Origin of the sequence: Acetobacter lovaniensis, assembly GCF_014207635.1 — a bacterium.
Classification (GTDB): Bacteria; Pseudomonadota; Alphaproteobacteria; order Acetobacterales; family Acetobacteraceae; genus Acetobacter; species Acetobacter lovaniensis.
The window spans coordinates 39887-60037 of sequence record NZ_JACHIE010000005.1 but is presented as its reverse complement, the minus strand read 5'-3'; the positions used below and the strand labels follow the sequence as shown (position 1 = coordinate 60037).

18 protein-coding genes are annotated in these 20151 nt (G+C 59.9%); 12 read left to right on the top strand and 6 right to left on the bottom strand.

Translation table 11 applies throughout. The features are described 5' to 3' along the window. Positions 1 to 69: 69 nt before the first annotated feature. From HNR55_RS07085 to HNR55_RS07065, 5 genes are all read right to left on the bottom strand, one after another. Positions 70 to 1494 (bottom strand): transglycosylase SLT domain-containing protein, encoded by a 1425-nt coding sequence (locus tag HNR55_RS07085; protein WP_373318149.1) that lies wholly within the window; start codon positions 1492 to 1494, stop codon positions 70 to 72. Between the two features lie 334 nt (positions 1495 to 1828). Beyond that, a complete protein-coding gene (locus HNR55_RS07080) occupies positions 1829 to 2887 on the bottom strand; it encodes a transporter (protein WP_242005473.1) in 1059 nt (352 codons plus the stop codon). A 151-nt stretch (positions 2888 to 3038) separates the two neighbouring features. Then, complete coding sequence (locus HNR55_RS07075) at positions 3039 to 3314, bottom strand: hypothetical protein (protein ID WP_166113138.1); 276 nt, start codon at positions 3312 to 3314, stop codon at positions 3039 to 3041. A gap of 160 nt (positions 3315 to 3474) precedes the next feature. Next, positions 3475 to 4542 carry a histidinol-phosphate transaminase gene (gene hisC, locus HNR55_RS07070; RefSeq protein WP_166113142.1) on the bottom strand — a complete coding sequence of 356 codons (1068 nt, stop codon included), beginning with the start codon at positions 4540 to 4542 and terminating at the stop codon, positions 3475 to 3477. 116 nt (positions 4543 to 4658) lie between these two features. Next, positions 4659 to 5231: an ankyrin repeat domain-containing protein gene (locus HNR55_RS07065; protein WP_166113145.1), complete on the bottom strand. Its 573-nt coding sequence runs from the start codon at positions 5229 to 5231 to the stop codon at positions 4659 to 4661. 344 nt (positions 5232 to 5575) lie between these two features. Between HNR55_RS07065 and tkt the strand changes: the two genes are divergently transcribed. From tkt to HNR55_RS07025, 8 genes are all read left to right on the top strand, one after another. Then, on the top strand, positions 5576 to 7678 hold the full coding sequence (gene tkt, locus HNR55_RS07060) for a transketolase (RefSeq protein WP_166113148.1): 2103 nt from the start codon (positions 5576 to 5578) through the stop codon (positions 7676 to 7678). 87 nt (positions 7679 to 7765) lie between these two features. Beyond that, positions 7766 to 10621 (top strand): bifunctional transaldolase/phosoglucose isomerase, encoded by a 2856-nt coding sequence (locus HNR55_RS07055; protein ID WP_166113151.1) that lies wholly within the window; start codon positions 7766 to 7768, stop codon positions 10619 to 10621. A 25-nt stretch (positions 10622 to 10646) separates the two neighbouring features. Beyond that, positions 10647 to 11645: a phosphogluconate dehydrogenase (NAD(+)-dependent, decarboxylating) gene (gene gnd / locus HNR55_RS07050; protein WP_166113154.1), complete on the top strand. Its 999-nt coding sequence runs from the start codon at positions 10647 to 10649 to the stop codon at positions 11643 to 11645. A 53-nt stretch (positions 11646 to 11698) separates the two neighbouring features. Further along, positions 11699 to 12607: an HAD family hydrolase gene (locus HNR55_RS07045; protein WP_166113157.1), complete on the top strand. Its 909-nt coding sequence runs from the start codon at positions 11699 to 11701 to the stop codon at positions 12605 to 12607. Positions 12608 to 12624: 17 nt separating this feature from the next. After that, positions 12625 to 13374 (top strand): 6-phosphogluconolactonase, encoded by a 750-nt coding sequence (gene pgl, locus HNR55_RS07040; protein WP_166113308.1) that lies wholly within the window; start codon positions 12625 to 12627, stop codon positions 13372 to 13374. 17 nt (positions 13375 to 13391) lie between these two features. Then, positions 13392 to 14117 carry a ribose-5-phosphate isomerase RpiA gene (gene rpiA / locus HNR55_RS07035; protein WP_166113160.1) on the top strand — a complete coding sequence of 242 codons (726 nt, stop codon included), beginning with the start codon at positions 13392 to 13394 and terminating at the stop codon, positions 14115 to 14117. Then, positions 14108 to 14686: a gluconokinase gene (locus HNR55_RS07030; protein WP_166113163.1), complete on the top strand. Its 579-nt coding sequence runs from the start codon at positions 14108 to 14110 to the stop codon at positions 14684 to 14686. The genes rpiA and HNR55_RS07030 overlap by 10 nt, the downstream gene beginning before the upstream one ends. A 55-nt stretch (positions 14687 to 14741) precedes the next feature. After that, positions 14742 to 14927 carry a hypothetical protein gene (locus HNR55_RS07025; RefSeq protein WP_242005474.1) on the top strand — a complete coding sequence of 62 codons (186 nt, stop codon included), beginning with the start codon at positions 14742 to 14744 and terminating at the stop codon, positions 14925 to 14927. A 48-nt stretch (positions 14928 to 14975) separates the two neighbouring features. Here HNR55_RS07025 and HNR55_RS07020 read toward each other — a convergent pair whose 3' ends face one another. Beyond that, positions 14976 to 15200 (bottom strand): hypothetical protein, encoded by a 225-nt coding sequence (locus HNR55_RS07020; protein ID WP_184382627.1) that lies wholly within the window; start codon positions 15198 to 15200, stop codon positions 14976 to 14978. A gap of 150 nt (positions 15201 to 15350) precedes the next feature. Here HNR55_RS07020 and HNR55_RS07015 point away from each other — a divergent pair, with 150 nt between their 5' ends. The 4 genes from HNR55_RS07015 to HNR55_RS07000 all read left to right on the top strand — a co-directional run bounded on the left by HNR55_RS07015 (position 15351) and on the right by HNR55_RS07000 (position 20111). After that, complete coding sequence (locus tag HNR55_RS07015; protein ID WP_166113314.1) at positions 15351 to 16343, top strand: ABC transporter substrate-binding protein; 993 nt, start codon at positions 15351 to 15353, stop codon at positions 16341 to 16343. A gap of 89 nt (positions 16344 to 16432) precedes the next feature. After that, on the top strand, positions 16433 to 18202 hold the full coding sequence (locus tag HNR55_RS07010) for a chloride channel protein (RefSeq protein WP_166113169.1): 1770 nt from the start codon (positions 16433 to 16435) through the stop codon (positions 18200 to 18202). Positions 18203 to 18323: 121 nt separating this feature from the next. Continuing rightward, positions 18324 to 19349, top strand: coding sequence for an NAD(P)H-quinone oxidoreductase (locus HNR55_RS07005; protein ID WP_166113172.1), 1026 nt, complete (start codon positions 18324 to 18326; stop codon positions 19347 to 19349). Between the two features lie 63 nt (positions 19350 to 19412). Next, positions 19413 to 20111 carry a YggS family pyridoxal phosphate-dependent enzyme gene (locus HNR55_RS07000; RefSeq protein ID WP_166113175.1) on the top strand — a complete coding sequence of 233 codons (699 nt, stop codon included), beginning with the start codon at positions 19413 to 19415 and terminating at the stop codon, positions 20109 to 20111. Positions 20112 to 20151: the final 40 nt, after the last annotated feature.

Genomic DNA, 20151 nt, shown 5'->3' with positions numbered 1-20151 from the left:
GTAACCCCGGCTGACATAGTGCCTCCCCGCGCGCAAATCTGCGCAGGCGGGAAGCCGCAAGCGATCTGCCTAGAGGTGTGATTCAGGCGAGATCACAACACACCCGCTCAGTTTGCGGCAGGCCCCTACTGCGTCGGTTTGCGACAGGTTGGTCAGGCGGGCACGGTACAACCGCCCCGTTTTTGCCTGCACCACAGCAATCTGCACCCGCGCACCAGAGAGAGACGTATTCTGGTGCTGCGCCCGCCCCGATGCCTGCTGCGCCAGAGCTGCGGAACCAAAAGCACCAACCTGAATGGACCAGTTTCTGGTATCCACCCCCCGCACTTTTCTGCTCAGCAGCGGAGCCGGTTCCGCATGCGCGCTGGGGAACAGGCGTAAACTCCCCCCCTTCCGCCCGCCCGCCACGACGACCCGGGCAGGTTCTGCGTCAGACTCCCCCGATTCGGTCAGAGGTGCGGGAATATATGCGGCATCATCCGCTTCCGTTTCCTCCGCCTGAGCAACCTGTACCGGTGTGCCAGGGAGGGTCTGCGCGGTTGCTCCCAGCCGTTTGGCCCATATGGCCCGCACATCCGACGGGCTTTCCGTCAGCCCGTCCACTTTTGTTTTACGTGAAACAGGGTGCCAGTCCTGCCCATAGGTAGCCGAGGGGGCGCTGGTACTATCGGCAGTATCATCCCCAATGGCGTCCGCCACCTGTACGGGCTGCATACCCCCCTGCTGCCTGCCCGACCAGGCGGCCTGCACAGCACTCATGCCACCTGCATTCCGGCCAGCGCCACTGCCAATCGCCCTTTGCGTAAACGAATCATGGCTCGCTACCTGCATGTCGGCCTGCGAGCGATTGACTGGTGAAATGCCCACAATACGCCGCCCGATAGAGGCCACATAATTCCGCGTCTCACGCGGGAGGGTACGATTGCGGGTTATAAAATCTTCCAGACGTCCGGGGCCCGCATTATATGCGGCCAGAAAGCCGGGAGAGCCGTAAACATCATACAACTGCCGCAAATACGCAGTCCCCGCCATGATGTTATCATGCGGTTCGTAGGCATCCCCACCCAGATTATACGCGGCGCGCATTTCATCATAGGTTGGGGGCATAAGCTGCATCAGACCCATGGCACCGGGGCCGGATGTCACGAGCTGGCCGTCATGGAACAGCTTGCCGCCGGATTCCTGCTGGATAACGGCGCGCACCCATTCCTCGGGCACATCAAAACGTTTGGACGCTTCGCGGATATAAGGGCCCCACGGGTCTTCCGCCGGACCGGGAGGCGCATAGTAGGACCGGGCATGGGCACGGTAGAACTCGGCTTCCTGCGCTATGGGAACATCCGTATCACTTCCGCCCGGTTGGCCAGCGCAAGCGGCCAGCACGGCCAGCAGCCCCAGAGCAAGCACACCCCTGATACCACGCCCAAACCTGCTGGGGGTATGACGGGGGGCACAACAGTCTTGCATCCTGAAAAAGGGCTGTCTGCCTGTCATGCTGTTTTATCCATCCTTGCCGTGGCACAGGAAATCCGGCCGGTTCCATGCCTACTCCCGCATGTCCGGACCAGAAAATACGCCCATGTGTTTATACGGGCCATACCCCACATGCAAGAAAACGCTCCACCGACATTCACGCGCCCTGCGGCAGAACCGGCTTGACTATGCGCAAACAACACGGACATGGCTATTTTACTCATGAGCTGGCCAGATAATACCAAAATCCCAGCCGACGACCATGCTCCTCAACTTGGCTTATTTTATGGCACACGCACCCACATGCAACCCTTCTGATGCTTGTGGTCCTGCCGATACATGCCACAGGCGGCTTTTACAAAAAGCGGATGAACTTGAGTAAAAACCATGTTCCCATCATGATCAGAAAACACAGTCCACCGGCATCCACCGTGCCCCAGCGACCGTCGGTCAGGAACATGCCGCCCGTATTCATGCCAAAAAAGCCGGTGACCAGCGTTGCCGGGAGCATAAGGATGGTGCCCACGGTCAAAATATACAGCCGTCGGTTGGTTTCTTCCGCCTGATTGGATGTCAGCTCATCCTGCAAGGAACGGGCCCGGTCCTGAAGGGCCAGAAGGTCATCGAGCGCGGCATGAACCTGCCGGTGCGAGCGGTCCTTCAGATCATCCTCGGCCCATTCGGGCAGTTCCAGCTCTTCATCACGGAAAATACGGTCAACGGGCGCCAGCACCCGCCTCAGTTCCGTGGAGCGGCGGCGCACCATACCCAGCAGGGCGCTCATACGGCCCAGATCCGTATCACGGTCGAGCATCAGCAGCACATCTTCCGCCCGGTCAAGCTGGTCATCCAGCCGGGCAAAGTCACGCCGCAACGTATCGGCAAATTCCAGCAGGGCACGGTCCACCACCTTGGCGGGGGAGCGTGGCACCAGCCCGCGCTTGAGTTCATGAAACACAACCCCAAGGGCGGGAATAGGGTGGCGGCGGGTGGTAAGCAGCAGATCAGGCTCAAGAGAGAACCGCCATGTGCTGACGTTCCGATCATCATCGGTAGACGTATCATCAAACGCGGGGAGTGCGCCAAAAACTATATCCCCCTCGTTTTCCAGCCGGGTGCTGCGCTCAAGATTGGTCAGAACCTGCCGCACCTCTTCGGGCAGGGAGGGAATGGTCTCGATCTGGTGGCGAGACATGGTGTGGACAATATCAAAATGAAACCACGCCCACCCTGCGCCCTCGGCAAACTCGGGGGGAAAGTTCCCGGTTGTCAGGCGGTGAACCACCACATCGCGCTCAAGTTCCTGCGGCTCATGACCGGGGCGGCAGTAAATGGCCCAGACCAGACCATCACGCAGCAGGGTCCCCCCTTCAGAAAGCAGATCGGTCAGTTGAGACAAGGTGGTTCCAGCCAATTCCGATCTCCCTGCTCTGCCAATCTGTTATGGGGGTATTTTTCCAATGCACCGCAACCACCTGATCTTGCGGTAATGAAGACGCCACAACACGCACAAGCCACAAAAAAAGGGGAGAGGTCAACCACCTCTCCCCTGTCTGGCCCGTTATTTAAAGAGATCGTATTGTTGGCCGACGCGGCGCATTCCCCCGCTCCTGCCGGGGCCGGGCGGCACCACTGGGGCGGTTGGATTTAAGAACGGGAGCCGCCGTAAGCTCAGCCTCAAGCTGGGCAATGCGTTTACGCACACTCTCCTTGAGTGCAGGAGAGGTGTGGGACTTCATGGCAGCCAGCGTTTCCTTCAGGTCACGCAGTTGCTTCTGTTTTTCCGGCAGAGAGCGCCGGATTGGCTGGTTATCAGACATCTGGCCGCGAAAAGCGCGCATGAACAGACCCTCCATCAAATCAAGACCGTACGGCGGGATCGCGGCACGGTTTATGTCTTAAAAATTTAATACCTGACCGGCCTTGCCACTCCTGCCGCGCACAGCGCACGGCACTGCCCCGACCAGGATCGTAACGGCTGGACAAATGACCAGACAGTTTTTACGAATTGCGAAGAACACTGTCGCGCAACACATCAAGCAAGGCCTGACACTGCTCTTGCGTTCCCACCGTAATGCGCAACCACGCCATTGTGCGTTCACCCTTGAGGTGGCGGACAAGAATGGCCCGGGCTCTCAACTGCGCCGCGAGTTCTCCTGCATCACGATCAGGATGCCGAGTGTAAACAAAGTTTGCCATGGAGGGCAAGACTTCAAAACCAAGGTCGCGCAGTCCATCACTCAGCAGCGTGCGGCTGTCCACAACCCGCTGCACGCTTTTGGCAAACCAGTCCTCATCCTCGACAGAGGCCAGAGCCCCGGCCTGCGCCAGACGGTCCAGCGGATACGAGTTAAAACTGTCCTTGACCCGTACCAGTGCCTCAATCAGATCAGGCTGCCCAAAGGCAAAGCCCACCCGTGCGCCAGCCAGTGCACGGGATTTGGAGAAGGTCTGCACAACCAGCAGGTTAGGGTAATCACGGACCAGTGTTACCGCGCTCTGCGCGCCAAAATCCACATAGGCTTCATCGACCAGCACCACCCGCTCGGGGTGCATGTCCAGCAGCTTGCGTACGGCGTCCAGCCCCAGAGCAATACCCGTTGGCGCATTGGGGTTGGCAATCACCACGCCACTGCATGGGCCGGTGTAATCCTCCACCGCAATGCCCATATCCGCACGCAATGGCACCGTGCGGTAAGGCAGTTTGTACAGCCCGCAGTAAACCTTGTAAAAACTATAGCTGACATCGGGGAAGAGCAGAGGGTCCCCGTGTGCAAACAGAGCCTGAAAAGCGTGGGCCAGCACCTCGTCCGAGCCATTGCCAACAAACACATGGTCCGCGCCCAGCCCCACACGCTGGCCCAGCGCCGTGCGCAATGCCAAGGCTTCCGGATCGGGGTAAAGGCGCAGGGTATCATTGGTGGCGGCCTTTATGGCCTCCAGCGCACGGGGGGATGGGCCATAGGGCGATTCATTGGTGTTCAGCTTGATCAGATTGGCAATTTTGGGCTGCTCACCTGGCACGTAAGGCGTAAGGGTGTGAACAAGAGGGCTCCAGAAACGGCTCATTCCGATCATTCCATGCACATAAGTTGAACGGCCTGCGCTGGCAGGCCGTTGCTCAAAAAAGCTCGATCAAAAAATCAGGCGCGGCACAGCTTTGCAGCGGTGCCCCTGCGTCAGGCTCAGGCGGAAACGCCTACCGCTTTTTTCAGGTCCTGCAACAATGCACCATTGCCCTGCCGCTGGGCCAGGTCCAGAGCATTCAGCCCCTCCCCATCACGCAGCAGCACATTGGCCCGCGCCCCAAGCAGCACACGGGCGACATCATCCCGCCCGAACATGACAGCAAACATAAGCGGCGTACGCCCTACGGCATTGGCGGCATCCACCTCGGCACCGGCTGCAAGCAGCATGTTCACCAAGGCAACATCCCCTTTAAACGCCACACCCGAAAGGGCAGTGGAACCTTTTTCATCCTTCAGGTTCGGGTCCGCACCACGGTCCAGCAGCACGCGCACGGCGTCCCCGTGCCCATTATAAGCCGCCAGAATAAGGGGGGTGTACCCTTTTTCCATCCTGAGATTCGGGTCCATGCCCGCTTCAAGGAAGCGGGCCAGCAGGTCCGCATCTCCTTCTCTGGCAGCGTTAATGAACAGGGCTTCCACCTGCTCGCGCGTAAAAGCCTGCCCGCCTTCTCCGGCTGCCGGATTGGCGGGGGCCTGCCCGGACTGTGTCCGTGTAGACTCTTCTGTCATGGCTGACCTCCGGAAAAAACGGTTTATCCTGTTCAGGGCAACGCCCTACGCACTCATGCACCTGATTGCATGAGCGTTCCATTTTGTCACATTACCCACCCACCGCAAAGCAACTTGTTGGCATATGGCGGACGGGGAACATGGCAGAACAACAACTCTTTTGATATAATGGGTTGAACTGGATAACTCCGCAAGGGTTCCGCTCCCGGCAAGCTCGTCTCTTGCCGAAAAATGCAGAACCGTGGAATTGTGCAAAAACGTTTTTTAATGGGGCCTCGTGCGCAGGCTCCAACCCTATATTTGCGGGCTTTGGCACTAAAGCCCAGCTGGAGGACAGGCCCGCTATGCGCGTTTCTTTTTCTACCCCCCTGCGTGCACCTGCCGGGGCAGAAGCCGGTAGAGTGAACAGCCCCGATACGCTGTGCATCAACACCATCCGCACTCTGGTGATGGATGCCGTGCAGAACGCCAATTCCGGGCACCCCGGGGCCGCCATGTCCATGGCCCCCATTGCCTACACCCTGTGGCAGAACACCCTGAATTACGACCCCACAGCCCCGCTCTGGCCCAACCGTGACCGCTTTGTGCTGTCCATCGGCCATGCCTCCATGCTGCTTTACGCGCTTATTCATGTTGTAGGCATCCGGCAGGTCACCAACGGCAAGGTTACGAACGAACCCGCCCTGAGCGTGGAAGACCTCCGCCAGTTCCGCCAGTTTGGTTCCAAAACTCCGGGCCACCCCGAATACGGCCACACAACGGGGGTGGAAACCACAACAGGGCCACTAGGTGCAGGCTGTGGCAATTCCGTAGGCATGGCCATTGCCGAAAAATGGCTGGCCGCGCGCTACAACATGCCCGGCTTTACGCTGTTCGACCACCATGTGTACACCCTGTGCGGGGATGGAGACATGATGGAAGGCGTATCCAGCGAGGCCGCCTCCCTTGCTGCGCATCTGGAACTGGGCAACCTGACATGGATCTATGATTCCAACCGGATTTCCATCGAAGGCTCGACCGATGTCGCGTTTACCGAAAACGTAGCCGAACGCTTTGCCGCCTATGGCTGGCAGGTGCTTGAGCTCAAGGACGCCAACGACACAGCCGCTTTTGCAGAACTTCTGGCCCAGTCCCGCGCCCAGACCAGCAAACCAACCCTGATTATTGCGCACTCGGTTATTGCATGGGGTGCTCCGCATAAGGCTGGCAAGGCATCCGCCCATGGTGAGCCGTTGGGTGCGGAAGAAGTGCGCGAAACCAAAAAGTTCCTCAACTGGCCCGAAGACAGCAGCTTTGCCGTGCCCGATGCCGTTCTGCCGCACATGCGCGCAGGGCTTGGCGCACGCGGGCTGGCCGCACGCACGGCATGGGAAAAACTGTTTGCGGACTACCGCACCGCCCATCCGGAAAAAGCGGGCGAACTGGACGCCATTTTCAGCGGTACCCTGCCCGAAGGCTGGGATGCGGATATTCCGCTTTACCCGGCAGACGCCAAGGGCATTGCCTCACGCGCCAGCTCGGGCGAAGTGCTGAACGCCGTTGCAGGCCGCCTGCCGTGGCTGCTGGGTGGTTCGGCCGATCTGGCCCCCTCCACCAAAACGCTGCTCAAGGGGCAGGAGAGTTTTCAGCCCGCCAGATGGGGTGGCAGCTATGCTGGCCGCAACTTCCATTTTGGTGTGCGTGAACACGCCATGGGTGCCATTGTAAATGGCATGGCCCTGTATGGCCTGCGCCCATATGGTGCGGGGTTCCTGATCTTTTCGGACTACATGAAGGCCCCTATCCGCCTGTCCGCCCTTATGGGGCTGCCGGTGACCTATATTTTCACCCACGATTCCATTGGCGTGGGCGAGGATGGACCAACCCACCAGCCGATTGAACAACTGGTGCAACTGCGTGCGACCCCCGGCCTGACCACCCTGCGCCCGGCAGATGCCAACGAGGTTGCCGAGGCATGGCGCTACCTTATTGCCAACCGCTCCGGCCCTGCGGCACTGGCCCTGAGCCGTCAGGACCTGCCGACACTGGACCGCACACGCTATGCCCCTGCCTCGGGTCTGGCTAAAGGCGCTTACGTGCTGGCCAGCAGCGAACAGACCCCCCGGGTGATCCTGATTGCAACAGGCAGTGAACTTTCGCTGGCGGTCGAAGCGTATGAAACCCTGAGTGCTCAGGGTGTGCCTGCCCGCGTGGTTTCCATGCCAAGCTGGGAGCTGTTTGAAGCGCAGCCACAATCTTACCGCGAAAGCGTTCTACCTTCCGCCGTTACGGGGCGCGTGGTGGTAGAAGCGGGCTCCCCAATTGGGTGGGACCGTTACGCTGGCCCCACCGGCACCATTATTGCCATGAACGGCTTTGGCGCATCTGGCCCGGCAAGCCAGCTGCTCAGGCACTTCGGCTTTACGGTGGACGCTGTTGTCAACGCCGCCCGCAAACAGGCAGGCTGAACCAGACAGCCCCTCTGGCGTAACGGTTACAGGACTAAAGCCCGGCTCCTGCCAAACAGCAGCCGGGCAGGATAAGGATATGCACGTATGACCGCCTCTGTGCCAACAGGCAGCAACCCATTACAGGCCCTGGCCACGGTCCATCAGTCCCCTTGGCTGGACTTTATCCGCCGCTCCTTTGTGGAAGACGGCTCGCTGGCCAAGCTGGTGCACAGTGGCGACATACGCGGCGTAACCTCCAACCCGGCCATTTTCCAGAAAGCCATGGGAGAAGGCACGGAATATGACCCGCAGATACGCGATATTCTGGCACATGAAACACTCTCCCCCGGCGCTCTGTACGAGCGGCTTGCCGTAGCCGACATTCAGGCCGCAGCCCATGTTCTGGCCCCTGTTTACGAGCAGACCAAAGGCCGCGACGGGTTTGTAAGCCTTGAAGTGTCCCCCTATCTGGCGCGGGACGAGGCCGGGACCGCGCATGAAGCAAAACGACTGTGGGCAGATGTAAACGCCCCGAACCTGATGATCAAAATCCCTGCAACACCGCAGAGCATTCCGGCCATCCGCCAGAGCATTGCCGCAGGGATTAACGTTAACGTCACGCTCATTTTCTCACTCGCAGCCTATGCGGATGTAGTGGAAGCATGGCTGAGCGGGCTGGAAGACCTCAAAGCCCGCGGGGGGGATCTGTCCCGTGTGGCCTCTGTGGCCTCGTTCTTTGTCAGCCGGATTGATGGCAAGATTGACGCCACCATAGACCAGCGGACCAAAGCAGCGGACAAGGACGCAGAGCACCTTAAAAGCCTGCGCGGCAAGGTAGCCATTGCCAACGCCAAAATGGCCTATGCCTACTGGCAGAACATCATGCAGACCCCGCGCTGGAAAGCGCTGGAAGAGGCCGGGGCACAGACTCAGCGCCTGCTATGGGCCTCCACCGGCACCAAGGACAAGGCCTATAGCGATGTGCTGTACGTGGACACGCTGATCGGCCCGCAGACAGTCAACACCCTGCCCCCTGCCACCATGGATGCCTTCCGCGACCACGGCACGGTCAGCGAAAGCCTGACACAGGGCGTGGCTGAAGCCCGCAAGGTGATGGAAGAGGCCGAGCGCCTTGGCCTTGACCTGGATGGCGTAACCGCTACGCTGCTCAATGAAGGTGTGAGCGCATTTGAAGATGCGTTTGACGCCCTCCTTGGTTCCGTTGCTGCCAAACAGATCGCCCTGATGGGCAACAAGCTGACCACGTCCAGAACCAACCTGCCAGCCGACCTGCAGACGGCGCTGGATACGGGGCTGGAAGCATGGCGCAAGGATGGCACCATCCGCCGGCTGTGGCGTAAGGATGCCTCCGTCTGGACCGGCAACTCCGAAGCAGGCTGGCTGAACTGGCTGGATGTTGTGGACGAACGGCTGGCCCATGTGGACGAGCTGGAAGCGTTTCAGGCCGAGGTCAAGGCGCGCGGTTTCAAGCAGGTGCTGCTGATGGGCATGGGCGGCTCCAGCATGGGGCCGGAAGTGCTGGCCATGACCTTTGGCAAGCACGAAGGCTTTGGCCACCTGTATGTGCTGGACAGCACGGACCCGCAGCAGGTTGCGGCCTTTGAGCGCAAGATAGACCCCGAGCACACGCTGTTTATTGTTGCCTCCAAATCCGGCAGCACGCTTGAGCCCAATATTATGCTGTCCTATTTTCAGGATCTGGCCAAGCGCGCCCTCAAGGATAAAGCGGGCGCGCATTTTGTAGCCATTACAGACCCCGGCTCCAAACTGGAGGCACTGGCCCGGCAGGAAGGGTTCTGGAAGGTTTTTGCAGGTGACCCCAAAATTGGCGGGCGCTATTCCATTCTCTCCAACTTCGGGCTTGTGCCAGCGGCTGCCGCCGGTGTGCCCATCCGCCTGTTTTTGGAAGATGCCCTGCGTGGCGTACGCCTGTGCGATGCCAGCGTGCCACCCGCGTTCAACCCCGGTGTGCAGCTTGGCACACTTATGGGCGTTGCCGCTCAGGCACTGGGCCGTGACAAGCTGAGCATTATTGCCACACCCCAGATTGCAAGCTTTGGTGCATGGCTGGAACAGCTGGTGGCGGAATCCACCGGCAAGCACGGCAAGGGCATTATTCCGGTTGATAACGAAACCCTGGGTGGTCCCAGCCGCTATGGCCACGACCGGCTGTTTGTTTACCTGCGTCTGGCCCCCGAACACCGGCATGAGCAGGATGAAGCCATTGCAACCCTGATCGAAGCCGGGCAGCCGGTGCTGACCATCACCTTGCACAACAAGCGCCAGATTGCGCAGGAGTTCTTCCGCTGGGAGGTGGCAACCGCTGTTGCCGGGGCTTTTCTGGGCATAGACCCGTTTGACCAGCCCGATGTGGAATCCACAAAAATCGAAACGCGCAAGCTGACCGCAGCTTACGAACAGACCGGCGCGCTGCCTGCGCAGGCTCCGTTTGCCGAATTTGGGCCTCTAGCCTTTTATACGGACCCCACCAACGCCGCTGCCGTAAAGGCCGAGAGCGCCTGTGGTGTTCTCAAGGCCCATTTTGACCGCGTAAAACCGGGTGACTACGTGGCCCTGCTCGCCTTTATCGAGCGTAACCGCGAAACGACAGAATGGCTCCAGCACATCCGCCTGCATGTGCGTGACGCCAAAACCATTGCCACCTCAACAGGTTTTGGGCCGCGCTTCCTCCACTCCACAGGGCAGGCTTATAAAGGTGGCCCCAATACGGGGGTGTTCCTCCAGATTACGGCAGACAATGCGCGCGACCTGCCCGTGCCCGGCACCAGCTACACGTTTGGCGTGGTCAAGGCCGCACAGGCCCGTGGTGATTTTGACGTGCTGAGCGAGCGCAAACGCCGCGCCCTGCGCGTGCATATCCGTGGCAATCTCAAGGAAGGGCTTGCAGCACTGGCCTCCGCCCTGCATGACGCCCTGTAATAAAGACTGAAAGCGGAGAGAGATCATGCAGATAGGCATTGTTGGGCTGGGCAGGATGGGAGGCAACATTGCCGTCCGCCTGACACGCTTTGGGCACGACGTTGTTGTGTACGACCGGGACGCCGCAGCGGTGGAAAAAACCGTGGCACGGGCAGAACCCGGCCGCGCAGCAGGGGCAAGCAGTCTGGCCGATGTTGTTGCGCAGCTACGTGGCCCCAGAAAAATTGTATGGTCCATGCTCCCCGCTGGCGACATTACGGAAGAAACCGTTATGTCCCTTGCCGGGCTGATGGGCCGGGGCGACATCGTTATTGATGGGGGCAACACCTACTACAAGGACGATATCCGCCGCGCCAGGGTGCTGGCCGAAAAAGGGATTGATTACCTTGATATTGGCACATCCGGCGGCGTGTGGGGGCTGGATCGGGGCTACTGCATGATGTACGGCGGCGCCAGAGAAGCCGCTGACCATATTGACCCCATTCTGGCAGCACTTGCTCCGGGCATGGGGGACATCCCCCGCACCCCCGAGCGTGACCGCGAAGGGCTGGACCCGCGGGCCGAGCAGGGGTACCTGTATTGTGGTCCGGCGGGTTCGGGTCATTTTGTCAAAATGGTCCATAACGGCATTGAATACGGCATGATGCAGGCCTTTGCCGAAGGCTTTGACGTTATGTACCGCAAGGACTCCCCGCTTCTGGCCGAGGACGAACGGTTCTCGCTTAACATGGCCGATATTGCCGAAGTCTGGCGCCGGGGTAGCGTGGTGTCCTCCTGGCTGCTGGACCTGACGGCACAGGCCCTTGCCAATAATGGCGAGCTTTCCAAATTCAGTGGGGAAGTCAGCGATTCGGGCGAAGGCCGCTGGACCATTGAAGCCGCGATTGAAGAAGCCGTGCCCGTGCCGGTCATGACGGCTGCCCTGTTTACGCGCTTTCGTTCACGCAGTGACAATACATTTGCAGAAAAAATCCTGTCCGCCATGCGCTTCGGCTTTGGCGGCCACGTAGAAAGCAAAGGCTAAACGCCTTTTACCCCCGGCCCTTATACGGGCCGGGGCATTGGGGGAAGAACACAATGGCAGGCTTTGGGCAGAACAGACATGGCCCCGAACGCCCCCCTGCCCGCCAGATCCGCCTTGTTGTTTCCGACATGGATGGCACGCTGCTCACACCGGACAAGCAGATTACCCCCCAAAGCATGGCGGCAGCGCAGGCATTGCAGCTTGCGGGTGTGCCTCTCTGCCTTGTCAGCAGCCGCCCCCCCGGTGGGATGGAAATGTATTTTGCGCAGTTAAGGGTCAGCACCCCTTACGGCGCGCTTAATGGCGGCACCCTGTTCAACCCCGACCGGACCATCCGCTCCAGCCTCTCACTCGCCCCACAAACCGTGCAGGAAGCCCTGAACCTGCTGACTGCCCCGCAGGTGGATCCGTGGCTGTTCCGTGGGCATGAGTGGCTTGTACGCGATGCTCGGAACCCTCTTGTGCTGGCAGAAAGCCAGACCGTGCAAAGCACACCAACACAAGTGGGCGACCTGCGCGCCTGTGTGCATGATATTGGCAAGGTTACCGGCTCCACGGCAGACCACGCCATGCTACAGGAGCAGGAAGTCCATATAGGCCGCAAACTGGCAGGACGGGCCAGTGTTGCCCTCTGCAGCAAATGGTTTTTGGATATTACCCCCCTGCACGCCAACAAAGGATATGCCGTGCGCCAACTGGCCGCTGACTACGGCATAAGTGTGGGCGAAGTTGCCTGTATCGGGGATATGAACAACGACATTCCCATGCTGGCCATTGCCGGGCTCGCCATTGCAATGGGCCAGTCCACGCCAGATGTGCAGGCCTATGCGCATTGCATAACCACCCCCAACACGCAGGAGGGCTGGGCCCGCGCGATAACGGAGTTTGTGCTGCCCCGTTGCCATACGGCCCCCGCCCCGCATTATGCTCCCGCCCCTGCAAATGCTGCCCCCCCTCCATGAGCATGAAAGACCCCATGATGCCCGGACAGACCACCGCCACTGGAACCATGCATGTTTTTCCCCACCGGGAGGCACTGATAACCGGACTGGCGGACTGGCTGCTCGAACGCAGCCTTGCCAAAGCTGACACAGCACCGTTCCGGCTGGCGCTCAGCGGCGGTTCCACCCCCCAGCATCTGTATGCCCTTATGGCCAGCGCACCCTATGTTGCGCGCTTTCCGTGGCATAACATGCAGTTTTTTATCGGGGATGACCGCTTTGTGCCCCATGACCATGCCGACAGCAATTTTGGCATGATGCAGCGTCTGCTTTTTTCAAAAGCCCCTATTCTTGCCTCCAATATTTTTCCCATGCCAGACCACGGGCTGGCCGAAGAAGCTGCTGGAGCGTACGAACAGACCCTGAAAAACCTTTACGGAGAACAGGATTTTTCACCAGAGCGGCCATTTTTTGATGTGCAGCTTCTGGGCATAGGCACGGACGGGCACACGGCCTCGCTTTTTCCCGGCCAGCCTGTGCTCGACAACCGTAGCGCATGGGTTGCAAGCTGCGTGCCCCCCACGGCACCCCATACCCGCCTGACGCTGACCTACCCTGCCATTCATTCCAGCCAGCATGTGGTTTTTTTGGTGGAAGGCGCCGCCAAACGGGATATTCTGGCCCGCATTCGTGCGCAGGACCCCGCATGCCCGGCCAGCGCGGTTACGGCGCAAGGCGAACTGATATGGTTTACAGACCAGGCCGCAGCCCCATCGGGCCAAGAATAACAAGGACAAACAGACAGATGACAACCACCACACCCGACCCCGCAGCAGCTTTTAAGCAGCAATCCGCCGTAAAAGCCGCATCTCTGGTGCAAAGCGGTATGGCCGTGGGCCTTGGCACCGGCTCCACCGCCAAATTTGTGGTTGCCGAACTTGGCCGCCGCATACGCGAGGAAGGGCTGCGGATTACCGCCATTCCCACATCCATCGTGACTGAAAAGCAGGCGCGCGAAGAGGGTATTCCCCTGACCACCTTTGGCCAGCAGCCCGAGCTTGATCTGGCCATAGATGGCGCGGATGAAATTGAACCCAGAACCCTGAACCTGATCAAAGGGCTGGGCGGGGCACTTCTGTGGGAAAAAATTGTGGCCGCCGCAGCAGCCCAGTTTGTGGTAGTGGCTGATGCCAGCAAATACGTGGACCACTTAGGCACGCGCTGCCCCCTGCCTGTAGAAGTCATTCCTTTTGGATGGGAAAATGCCGCACGTAAGCTGGGGCTTTTGGGGGCACAGGTTACACCGCGCCGCATGCGCGATGGGTCTTTTTTCCTCACGGATGAAAAAAACCTGATCATGGATTGTGTTTTTCCGGCCATTATGGAGCCCGAAGACCTGAGCCTCGCCCTGTATGGCATCGTTGGCGTGGTAGAGCATGGGCTGTTCCTGCACATGGCCACCCAGACCATTACCGCAGGCCCGGAAGGTATCCGGGTCATCACACCGCAAGGGAGCCAGACATGTCTTTGAACAGTTCAGCTTTTCCCCCTGGGCATGTTCTGCCCGCCCAGCCTGCGGCACATGGTATTGGCAAACGCCTTATTGTTGTCATGGGGGTCTGTGGGTCTGGTAAAACCACCATTGCCGAAGGCCTGCATAACGAGCTGGGCTGGCCATGGCTGGATGCAGACACCCTGCACGAGACCACCAGCATTGCCAAAATGCGCGATGGTATTCCCCTGACTGACACAGACCGCAAAGCATGGCTGGAGCGGTGCCACGCGTGGCTCAAATCCTGCGCGGAACACAATACCGGTGGTATTCTGGCATGCTCGGCACTCAAGCGTGCGTATCGCACCATGCTGAGTGCACAGGGGCTGGCTGTGCAGTTTGTTTATCTGCATGCAGATGAAGGGACTTTGCACACACGCCTCAGCACACGCACAGGCCACTTTATGCCTCCCGGGCAACTGCCCAACCAGTTGGAAACACTCGAACCCCCACACCCGGACGAGGCTGCATGGTCCTTGCTGACCCTGCACCAGCCAGCAGAAACCATTGCCGAGATCATGGGCCTGCTCAAAGCCAGCAAACACTGAAAGACCGCCAGTTATGGGGCATAACTACGCCAAACCACTCACTTCAGGCCAAAAAATGGAACGCCTGTTAGGCCGCATTCCCCCATCGTGGCATGTGGTGGTGGAACGGCAGGCGGGGGAAGCCCAGTGGCGGGCACTGGCCCATGCCCCCGGCCAGGATGGCGCATGGAGTGACCTTCACCCCGACCCGGCCGATGCACTGGAAGAGAGCTGGCGCCGGAACCGCACGGTTACGGTCTGACGTTAAAACCCATGGGCCGCCATCCGCGCATGACATGAGCCATAAAGTTCAGGCTTTCCGTTTTGCCGCCTGTCCGTCAGTCTGGGGTTTATTATAAGGTTTGCCGGTCAGGGGATTTATACGTGCTGTGCGGGTGCGCTGGGGCGTTGGGTCAGGTACAACATAGGCCTGTATGCCCTCCGCCTGCCGGGCACAGGCAAAACGCTGCGCGTGCGATAACTGCGCTGCGTAATACAGAACCCTGTTCCCCACCATAACACGATGTCTGCGCACGATCCGCCGCCTCCTGCTGGTGTAGTTGCGGGGCTTTTGCCTCCCCCGCCGATGTGGCTTGCAAGCCGTCTGTCCATATTTTAACATATCTGAAATTAGGATAAGCGCATGACCTTCCACCGCCCCAGATATTTCAGCCTGCCGCGTATTATGGCAGCCATGGCTGCAAGCCTTGCTTTGTGTGCTCCCCTGCACGCACAGGCCCGCCTTGTAACAGATATGAGTGGCGCAACGGTCGAGATCAAGGATGGCGCCCCCCCCATTGCCGACCTGTGGTTTGCCCATAACGAAATAAGCGTCATGCTGGGTGCGGCACCGCGCATACGGGTCACGGCGGAAAATTCGGGCGACAATCCCTGGCTTTTTAAAATTTCTCCCGTTCTGTACATGGCGCATATGGGTATCAAACCCGATACGGCCAGCGCGGAATACCTGCTGGCCAACAAGATTGGCCTGACATTCGTACCCACCAAAGCCAAGGCGGAAGAACTCAGGCGCGCAGGCATGCCAACCCTTGCCGCCGAATACATGACCATGCCGGACCTGCTGAGTTCGCTGGACATGAGCGCCGAAGCCATTGGCACGCAGGAAGCCCATAATACCGCCAAGCGTTACCGTCAGGAAATGGAGCGCGTACTGGAACTGCTCAAGTTCCGCACGGCACAGGTGCCTGTGACCGAGCGCCCACGCGTGCTCCATATTGCCCGGTTTTCTCCCCTTCAGATTGATGGGCAAAAAACCCTGATTGATGCCTGGATTCAGGCTGCCGGGGGCGTCAATGCCGCAAAAATTGCTGGCAATCACCGGCCTGTCAGCTTTGAGCAGATAGCCGTCTGGAACCCCGATGTGGTTATTGTGGACCCTTCTGCCGGAGAACTGCCCGAATCTTCCCCCCTGCGTACGCTCAACGCGTTCCAGCAGCAAAAATGGTGGACTAACCCCAAAGGGGTGTTTGCATGGGACCGCTACGGCTGCGAGGTTCTCCTACAGGTCCAGTGGGTTGCAAAAAAACTCCACCCAGCCTTGTTCGCAGATCTGGATATACGGACCGCACTGCGCAATTTTTACAATATCTTCTTCCGCTATCATCTGAGCGAGGATGATATTTCGCGCATTCTGGCAGCCCAGCCCCCCGCCCCATAAGCCAGCATAAAAGCAGACTGCCCCATCAGCGGTATGCCACGCATACATCTTATTGGACGCCCTGCCCCCATGCTGTTATGCCATGCAGCATGACAGCGTTGCTGGAACACCTGCGCTCCCATAAGACGCCAGCCCGGTGGCTTGCGGCCCTGCGGGCACTGGTACGCACTGATTCGCTCTGGCTGCTTGTTCTGGCCGCCATAACCGGCGTGCTGGCAGGACTGGCCGTAAGCCTGATCACCTTTACCACCCTGCTCGCCCATAATCTGCTTGCCCCCGGCTACAAGCGCCTGTCCGGGCTGGAGCATGTGGCTCCCTGGCGCGCCCTGCTGGTACCAGCCATAGGCGGCCTGCTGCTGGGCCTTTGGCATTACATCCTGCAACGCCACAACCGCCACAGACCGGTTGACCCGATCGAGGCCAATGCCCTGCATGGGGGGCGCATGTCCCTGCGGGACAGCCTGATTGTAACGGGGCAGACCATTCTTTCCAACGGCTGTGGTATTTCTCTTGGGCTGGAAGCCGGATTTACCCAGATTGGCGCGGCCTTTGGCTCGCGCATCGGGCGCAACCTGCGCATGCACCGGGCCGATGTGCGCCTGCTTGTAGGGTGTGGCGCGGCCGGGGCCATTGGCGGCGCTTTTGATGCTCCGTTGGCGGGAGCGTTTTACGCGTTTGAACTCATTATAGGTTCCTACGCTTTTCCCCTGCTGGCCCCGGTCGCCTGCGCCTCCCTGTGTGCGCTGGCCGTTGTGCACCTGACGGGGGAAACACTCCCCGCCATTACCATGACCATTCCGCAGGATATTCCAGCACTAGCCTACCCCCTTCTGGCGGTGCTGGGGGGTATTTCCGCCCTGATCGGCGTTGCCCTCATGAAAAGTGCCGCCTACGCGGAACAGATTTTTGCGGTGTGCATCAAGCCCCTGTGGCTGCGGCCCATGGTGGGGGGGCTGCTGGTCGGCGGTCTAGCCATTATATCCCCCACCGTTCTATCCTCAGGCCATATTGCCATGCGGGCGGGACTGGTCAGCCCCCCCCTGCTCTGGGCGGCAATGGGGCTTTTGCTGCTCAAGGCGGCAGCTTCTACCCTCTCAATCGGGTCGGGGTTCAGGGGGGGGCTGTTTTTTGCCTCGCTTTATCTGGGGGTGCTGACCGGAGCCGCTTTTGCCAGTGTGGTCGCCCCCGTTATGGACCTCTCCTTGGGACTGTGCATGATTGCGGGCATGTGCGCGCTGGCCACCGCCATTATTGGCGGACCGCTGACCATGATCCTGCTCACGCTGGAAACTACCCACAGCGCCAACCTGACCGCCGCCGTAGCCCTGACTGCCCTTGTCGCCTCCTTTACGGTCAAACGCATTTTTGGCTACTCCTTCGCCACATGGCGCTTCCACCTGCGGGGGGAAAATATCCGCTCCGGCGTAGATGTGGGGTGGATGCGCACCTTAACCGTAGGCCGCATGATGCGCACGGAGCTGGATACGCTGGCCGCAGACACAACCGTTGCTACAGCCCGCACAAACTTTGCCGGGCGCATGCCCCGCTATATCGTGCTGCACAATGACCAGAACCATTACGCCGGACTGCTGGAAAGCAACCTGATCCAGTCCATTACCATTGCCCCCGACCAGCCCCTTTCCGCTCTGGTGGAGCATGACGGGGAGGTGCTTTCCCCCGATTTTTCAATCGGGCATGCCGTCGCCGCCTTTGAGCGCACAACCCGCCCGGCGCTGGCCGTAACAGACAGGGAGGGCCATGTGCTGGGTATTCTCAGCGAGCGTTACGTCCTGCGCCGTTACGCGGAAGAACTCGAACGCACCCGCCGCGAACTGGCAGGGGAAAAACACGGCAAATAACCCGGCAACCACCCGCCTCCGCGCCACGTAGCACGGACGTGATCGCCCAGCCCCTTTTGCCCCGCACGGCTACCCCCCATAATAACAGGGTCTGATTGTTATCAAAAACCGGCGGTGTCCCATGCCTGCTGCACCTGTTGTTCCGTCCTCCATGCAAGCAATCTGCTTTACCGAACCCGGAGAGCCAGACGTTTTGCACCTTGAAACCCTGCAGGTTCCCCAACCCGGCCGGGGGGAAGTGCTGGTGCGCGTCATGGCCGCAGGCGTTAACCGCCCCGACCTTATGCAGCGCAAGGGGCTTTACCCCCCTCCGCCCGGAGCCTGCCCCCGGCTTGGGCTGGAAATAGCAGGGGAAGTGGTGGCCTGTGGCCTGCCACAGGAGGGCACCCCCATGCCCGCCCCCGGCAGCCGTGTATGCGCCTTAACCAATGGCGGCGGTTATGCGCAGTACTGCCTTGTGCCCGCAGGCCAGTGCCTGCCATGGCCCAAGGGTTTTAATGCCGTGCAGGCCGCCGCACTGCCAGAAACCTATTTTACCGTCTGGTCCAACCTGTTCATGCCGACCATACCCGAGCCCGGTGCACGGGTGCTGATCCATGGCGGCACCAGTGGTATTGGTACAACGGCCATTCAGCTTGTCAAAGCCTTTGGCGGGCAGGCTTTTGCAACCGCTGGCACAGATGAAAAATGCGCCCTGTGCACGGAGCTGGGGGCCACTGCCATTAACTACCGCACAGAAGATTTTTTAACCCGTATTCGCGAACTGACCCACGATCAGGGCGTGAACATTATTCTGGACATGATTGGCGGCGCGTACTTCAACCGCAACCTCAAATCCCTCGCGCTTGATGGCAGGCTGGTCATTATTTCCCTTCAGGGAGGAGCCAAGGCGGAACAGGCCGATCTGGCCCGGATTATGACCCGCCGCCTGATCGTAACGGGTAGCAGCCTGCGCCCCAGAGACAGCGCCAACAAGGCCCGCATTGCCCGCGAACTGCATGAGCGGGTATGGCCCCTGCTGGACCGGGGGAGCATAAAACCACTTATCCACGCCACCTTCCCGCTTGCGCAGGCCGATCAGGCGCATAAGGCGCTGGAGGAAGGGAACCACATTGGCAAAATTGTCTTAACGGTCTCCCCCGCTTAAAAGGAAAGATACAAGAGCAGGGGCGACCCTGCCTTTCCATTTTGCAAGCAGTTCCGGGGCCCCATGGATACGTCTCTCCCTTCCGCCACGTCCAGCATTGCCGACCGGCTTTGCGCCGTGCGCCGCAGCATGCACGCCGCAGCCCTTGCCGCCGGGCGCGATCCGGCTGAGGTGACTCTGGTGGCCGTCTCCAAATTTCACCCTCTGCAAAGTGTGCAGGAGGCTCTTGCCGCAGGGCAGTGCGTGTTTGGTGAAAACCGGGTGCAGGAGGCCGCAGTCAAGTTCCCGCCCCTGCGTGCCGCCAACCCCGACCTGCGGCTGCATCTGATTGGAGGGCTACAGACCAACAAGGCGCGGGATGCGGTCCGCATTGCCGATATGATTGAAAGCCTCGACCGCCCAGCACTGGTCGATGCCATTGCCCGCGCAGCGGATGCGCAGGGTCGGCTGCCCGACCTGCTGGTGGAGGTCAACACAGGTGATGAACCCCAGAAATTTGGTGTGCCAAAAGAAGAGGCCGATGCGTTTATCCGCCTGTGCCAGAAGCAGTTTGGCCCATCCCTGCGGGGGTTGATGTGCATTCCTCCCGCAGAGCAGAATCCGGTCCCGCATTTTCAGCTCCTGCGCAGTATGGCCCAGACCCATGGCCTGCCTGTGCTGTCCATGGGCATGTCGGCTGATTTTGAGCAGGCCATTGCACATGGCGCCACCCTTGTACGGGTTGGCAGCGCCATATTTGGTCCACGCCCGACACTAGCCTGAACGGCCCATTCTCAATAATGGTAGCCGGTATGCCTTGCCT

Coding starts and splice junctions, on each gene's coding strand:
- rpiA (WP_166113160.1), top strand. CDS start 13,392: ATGACAACCACCACACCCGACCCCGCAGCAGCTTTTAAGCAGCAATCC.
- HNR55_RS07055 (WP_166113151.1), top strand. CDS start 7,766: ATGACCGCCTCTGTGCCAACAGGCAGCAACCCATTACAGGCCCTGGCC.
- HNR55_RS07085 (WP_373318149.1), bottom strand. CDS start 1,494: ATGACAGGCAGACAGCCCTTTTTCAGGATGCAAGACTGTTGTGCCCCC.
- HNR55_RS07015 (WP_166113314.1), top strand. CDS start 15,351: ATGGCAGCCATGGCTGCAAGCCTTGCTTTGTGTGCTCCCCTGCACGCA.
- tkt (WP_166113148.1), top strand. CDS start 5,576: ATGCGCGTTTCTTTTTCTACCCCCCTGCGTGCACCTGCCGGGGCAGAA.
- HNR55_RS07010 (WP_166113169.1), top strand. CDS start 16,433: ATGACAGCGTTGCTGGAACACCTGCGCTCCCATAAGACGCCAGCCCGG.
- HNR55_RS07030 (WP_166113163.1), top strand. CDS start 14,108: ATGTCTTTGAACAGTTCAGCTTTTCCCCCTGGGCATGTTCTGCCCGCC.
- HNR55_RS07025 (WP_242005474.1), top strand. CDS start 14,742: ATGGAACGCCTGTTAGGCCGCATTCCCCCATCGTGGCATGTGGTGGTG.
- HNR55_RS07005 (WP_166113172.1), top strand. CDS start 18,324: ATGCCTGCTGCACCTGTTGTTCCGTCCTCCATGCAAGCAATCTGCTTT.
- pgl (WP_166113308.1), top strand. CDS start 12,625: ATGCCCGGACAGACCACCGCCACTGGAACCATGCATGTTTTTCCCCAC.
- HNR55_RS07075 (WP_166113138.1), bottom strand. CDS start 3,314: ATGCGCGCTTTTCGCGGCCAGATGTCTGATAACCAGCCAATCCGGCGC.
- gnd (WP_166113154.1), top strand. CDS start 10,647: ATGCAGATAGGCATTGTTGGGCTGGGCAGGATGGGAGGCAACATTGCC.
- HNR55_RS07045 (WP_166113157.1), top strand. CDS start 11,699: ATGGCAGGCTTTGGGCAGAACAGACATGGCCCCGAACGCCCCCCTGCC.
- HNR55_RS07065 (WP_166113145.1), bottom strand. CDS start 5,231: ATGACAGAAGAGTCTACACGGACACAGTCCGGGCAGGCCCCCGCCAAT.
- HNR55_RS07000 (WP_166113175.1), top strand. CDS start 19,413: ATGGATACGTCTCTCCCTTCCGCCACGTCCAGCATTGCCGACCGGCTT.
- hisC (WP_166113142.1), bottom strand. CDS start 4,542: ATGAGCCGTTTCTGGAGCCCTCTTGTTCACACCCTTACGCCTTACGTG.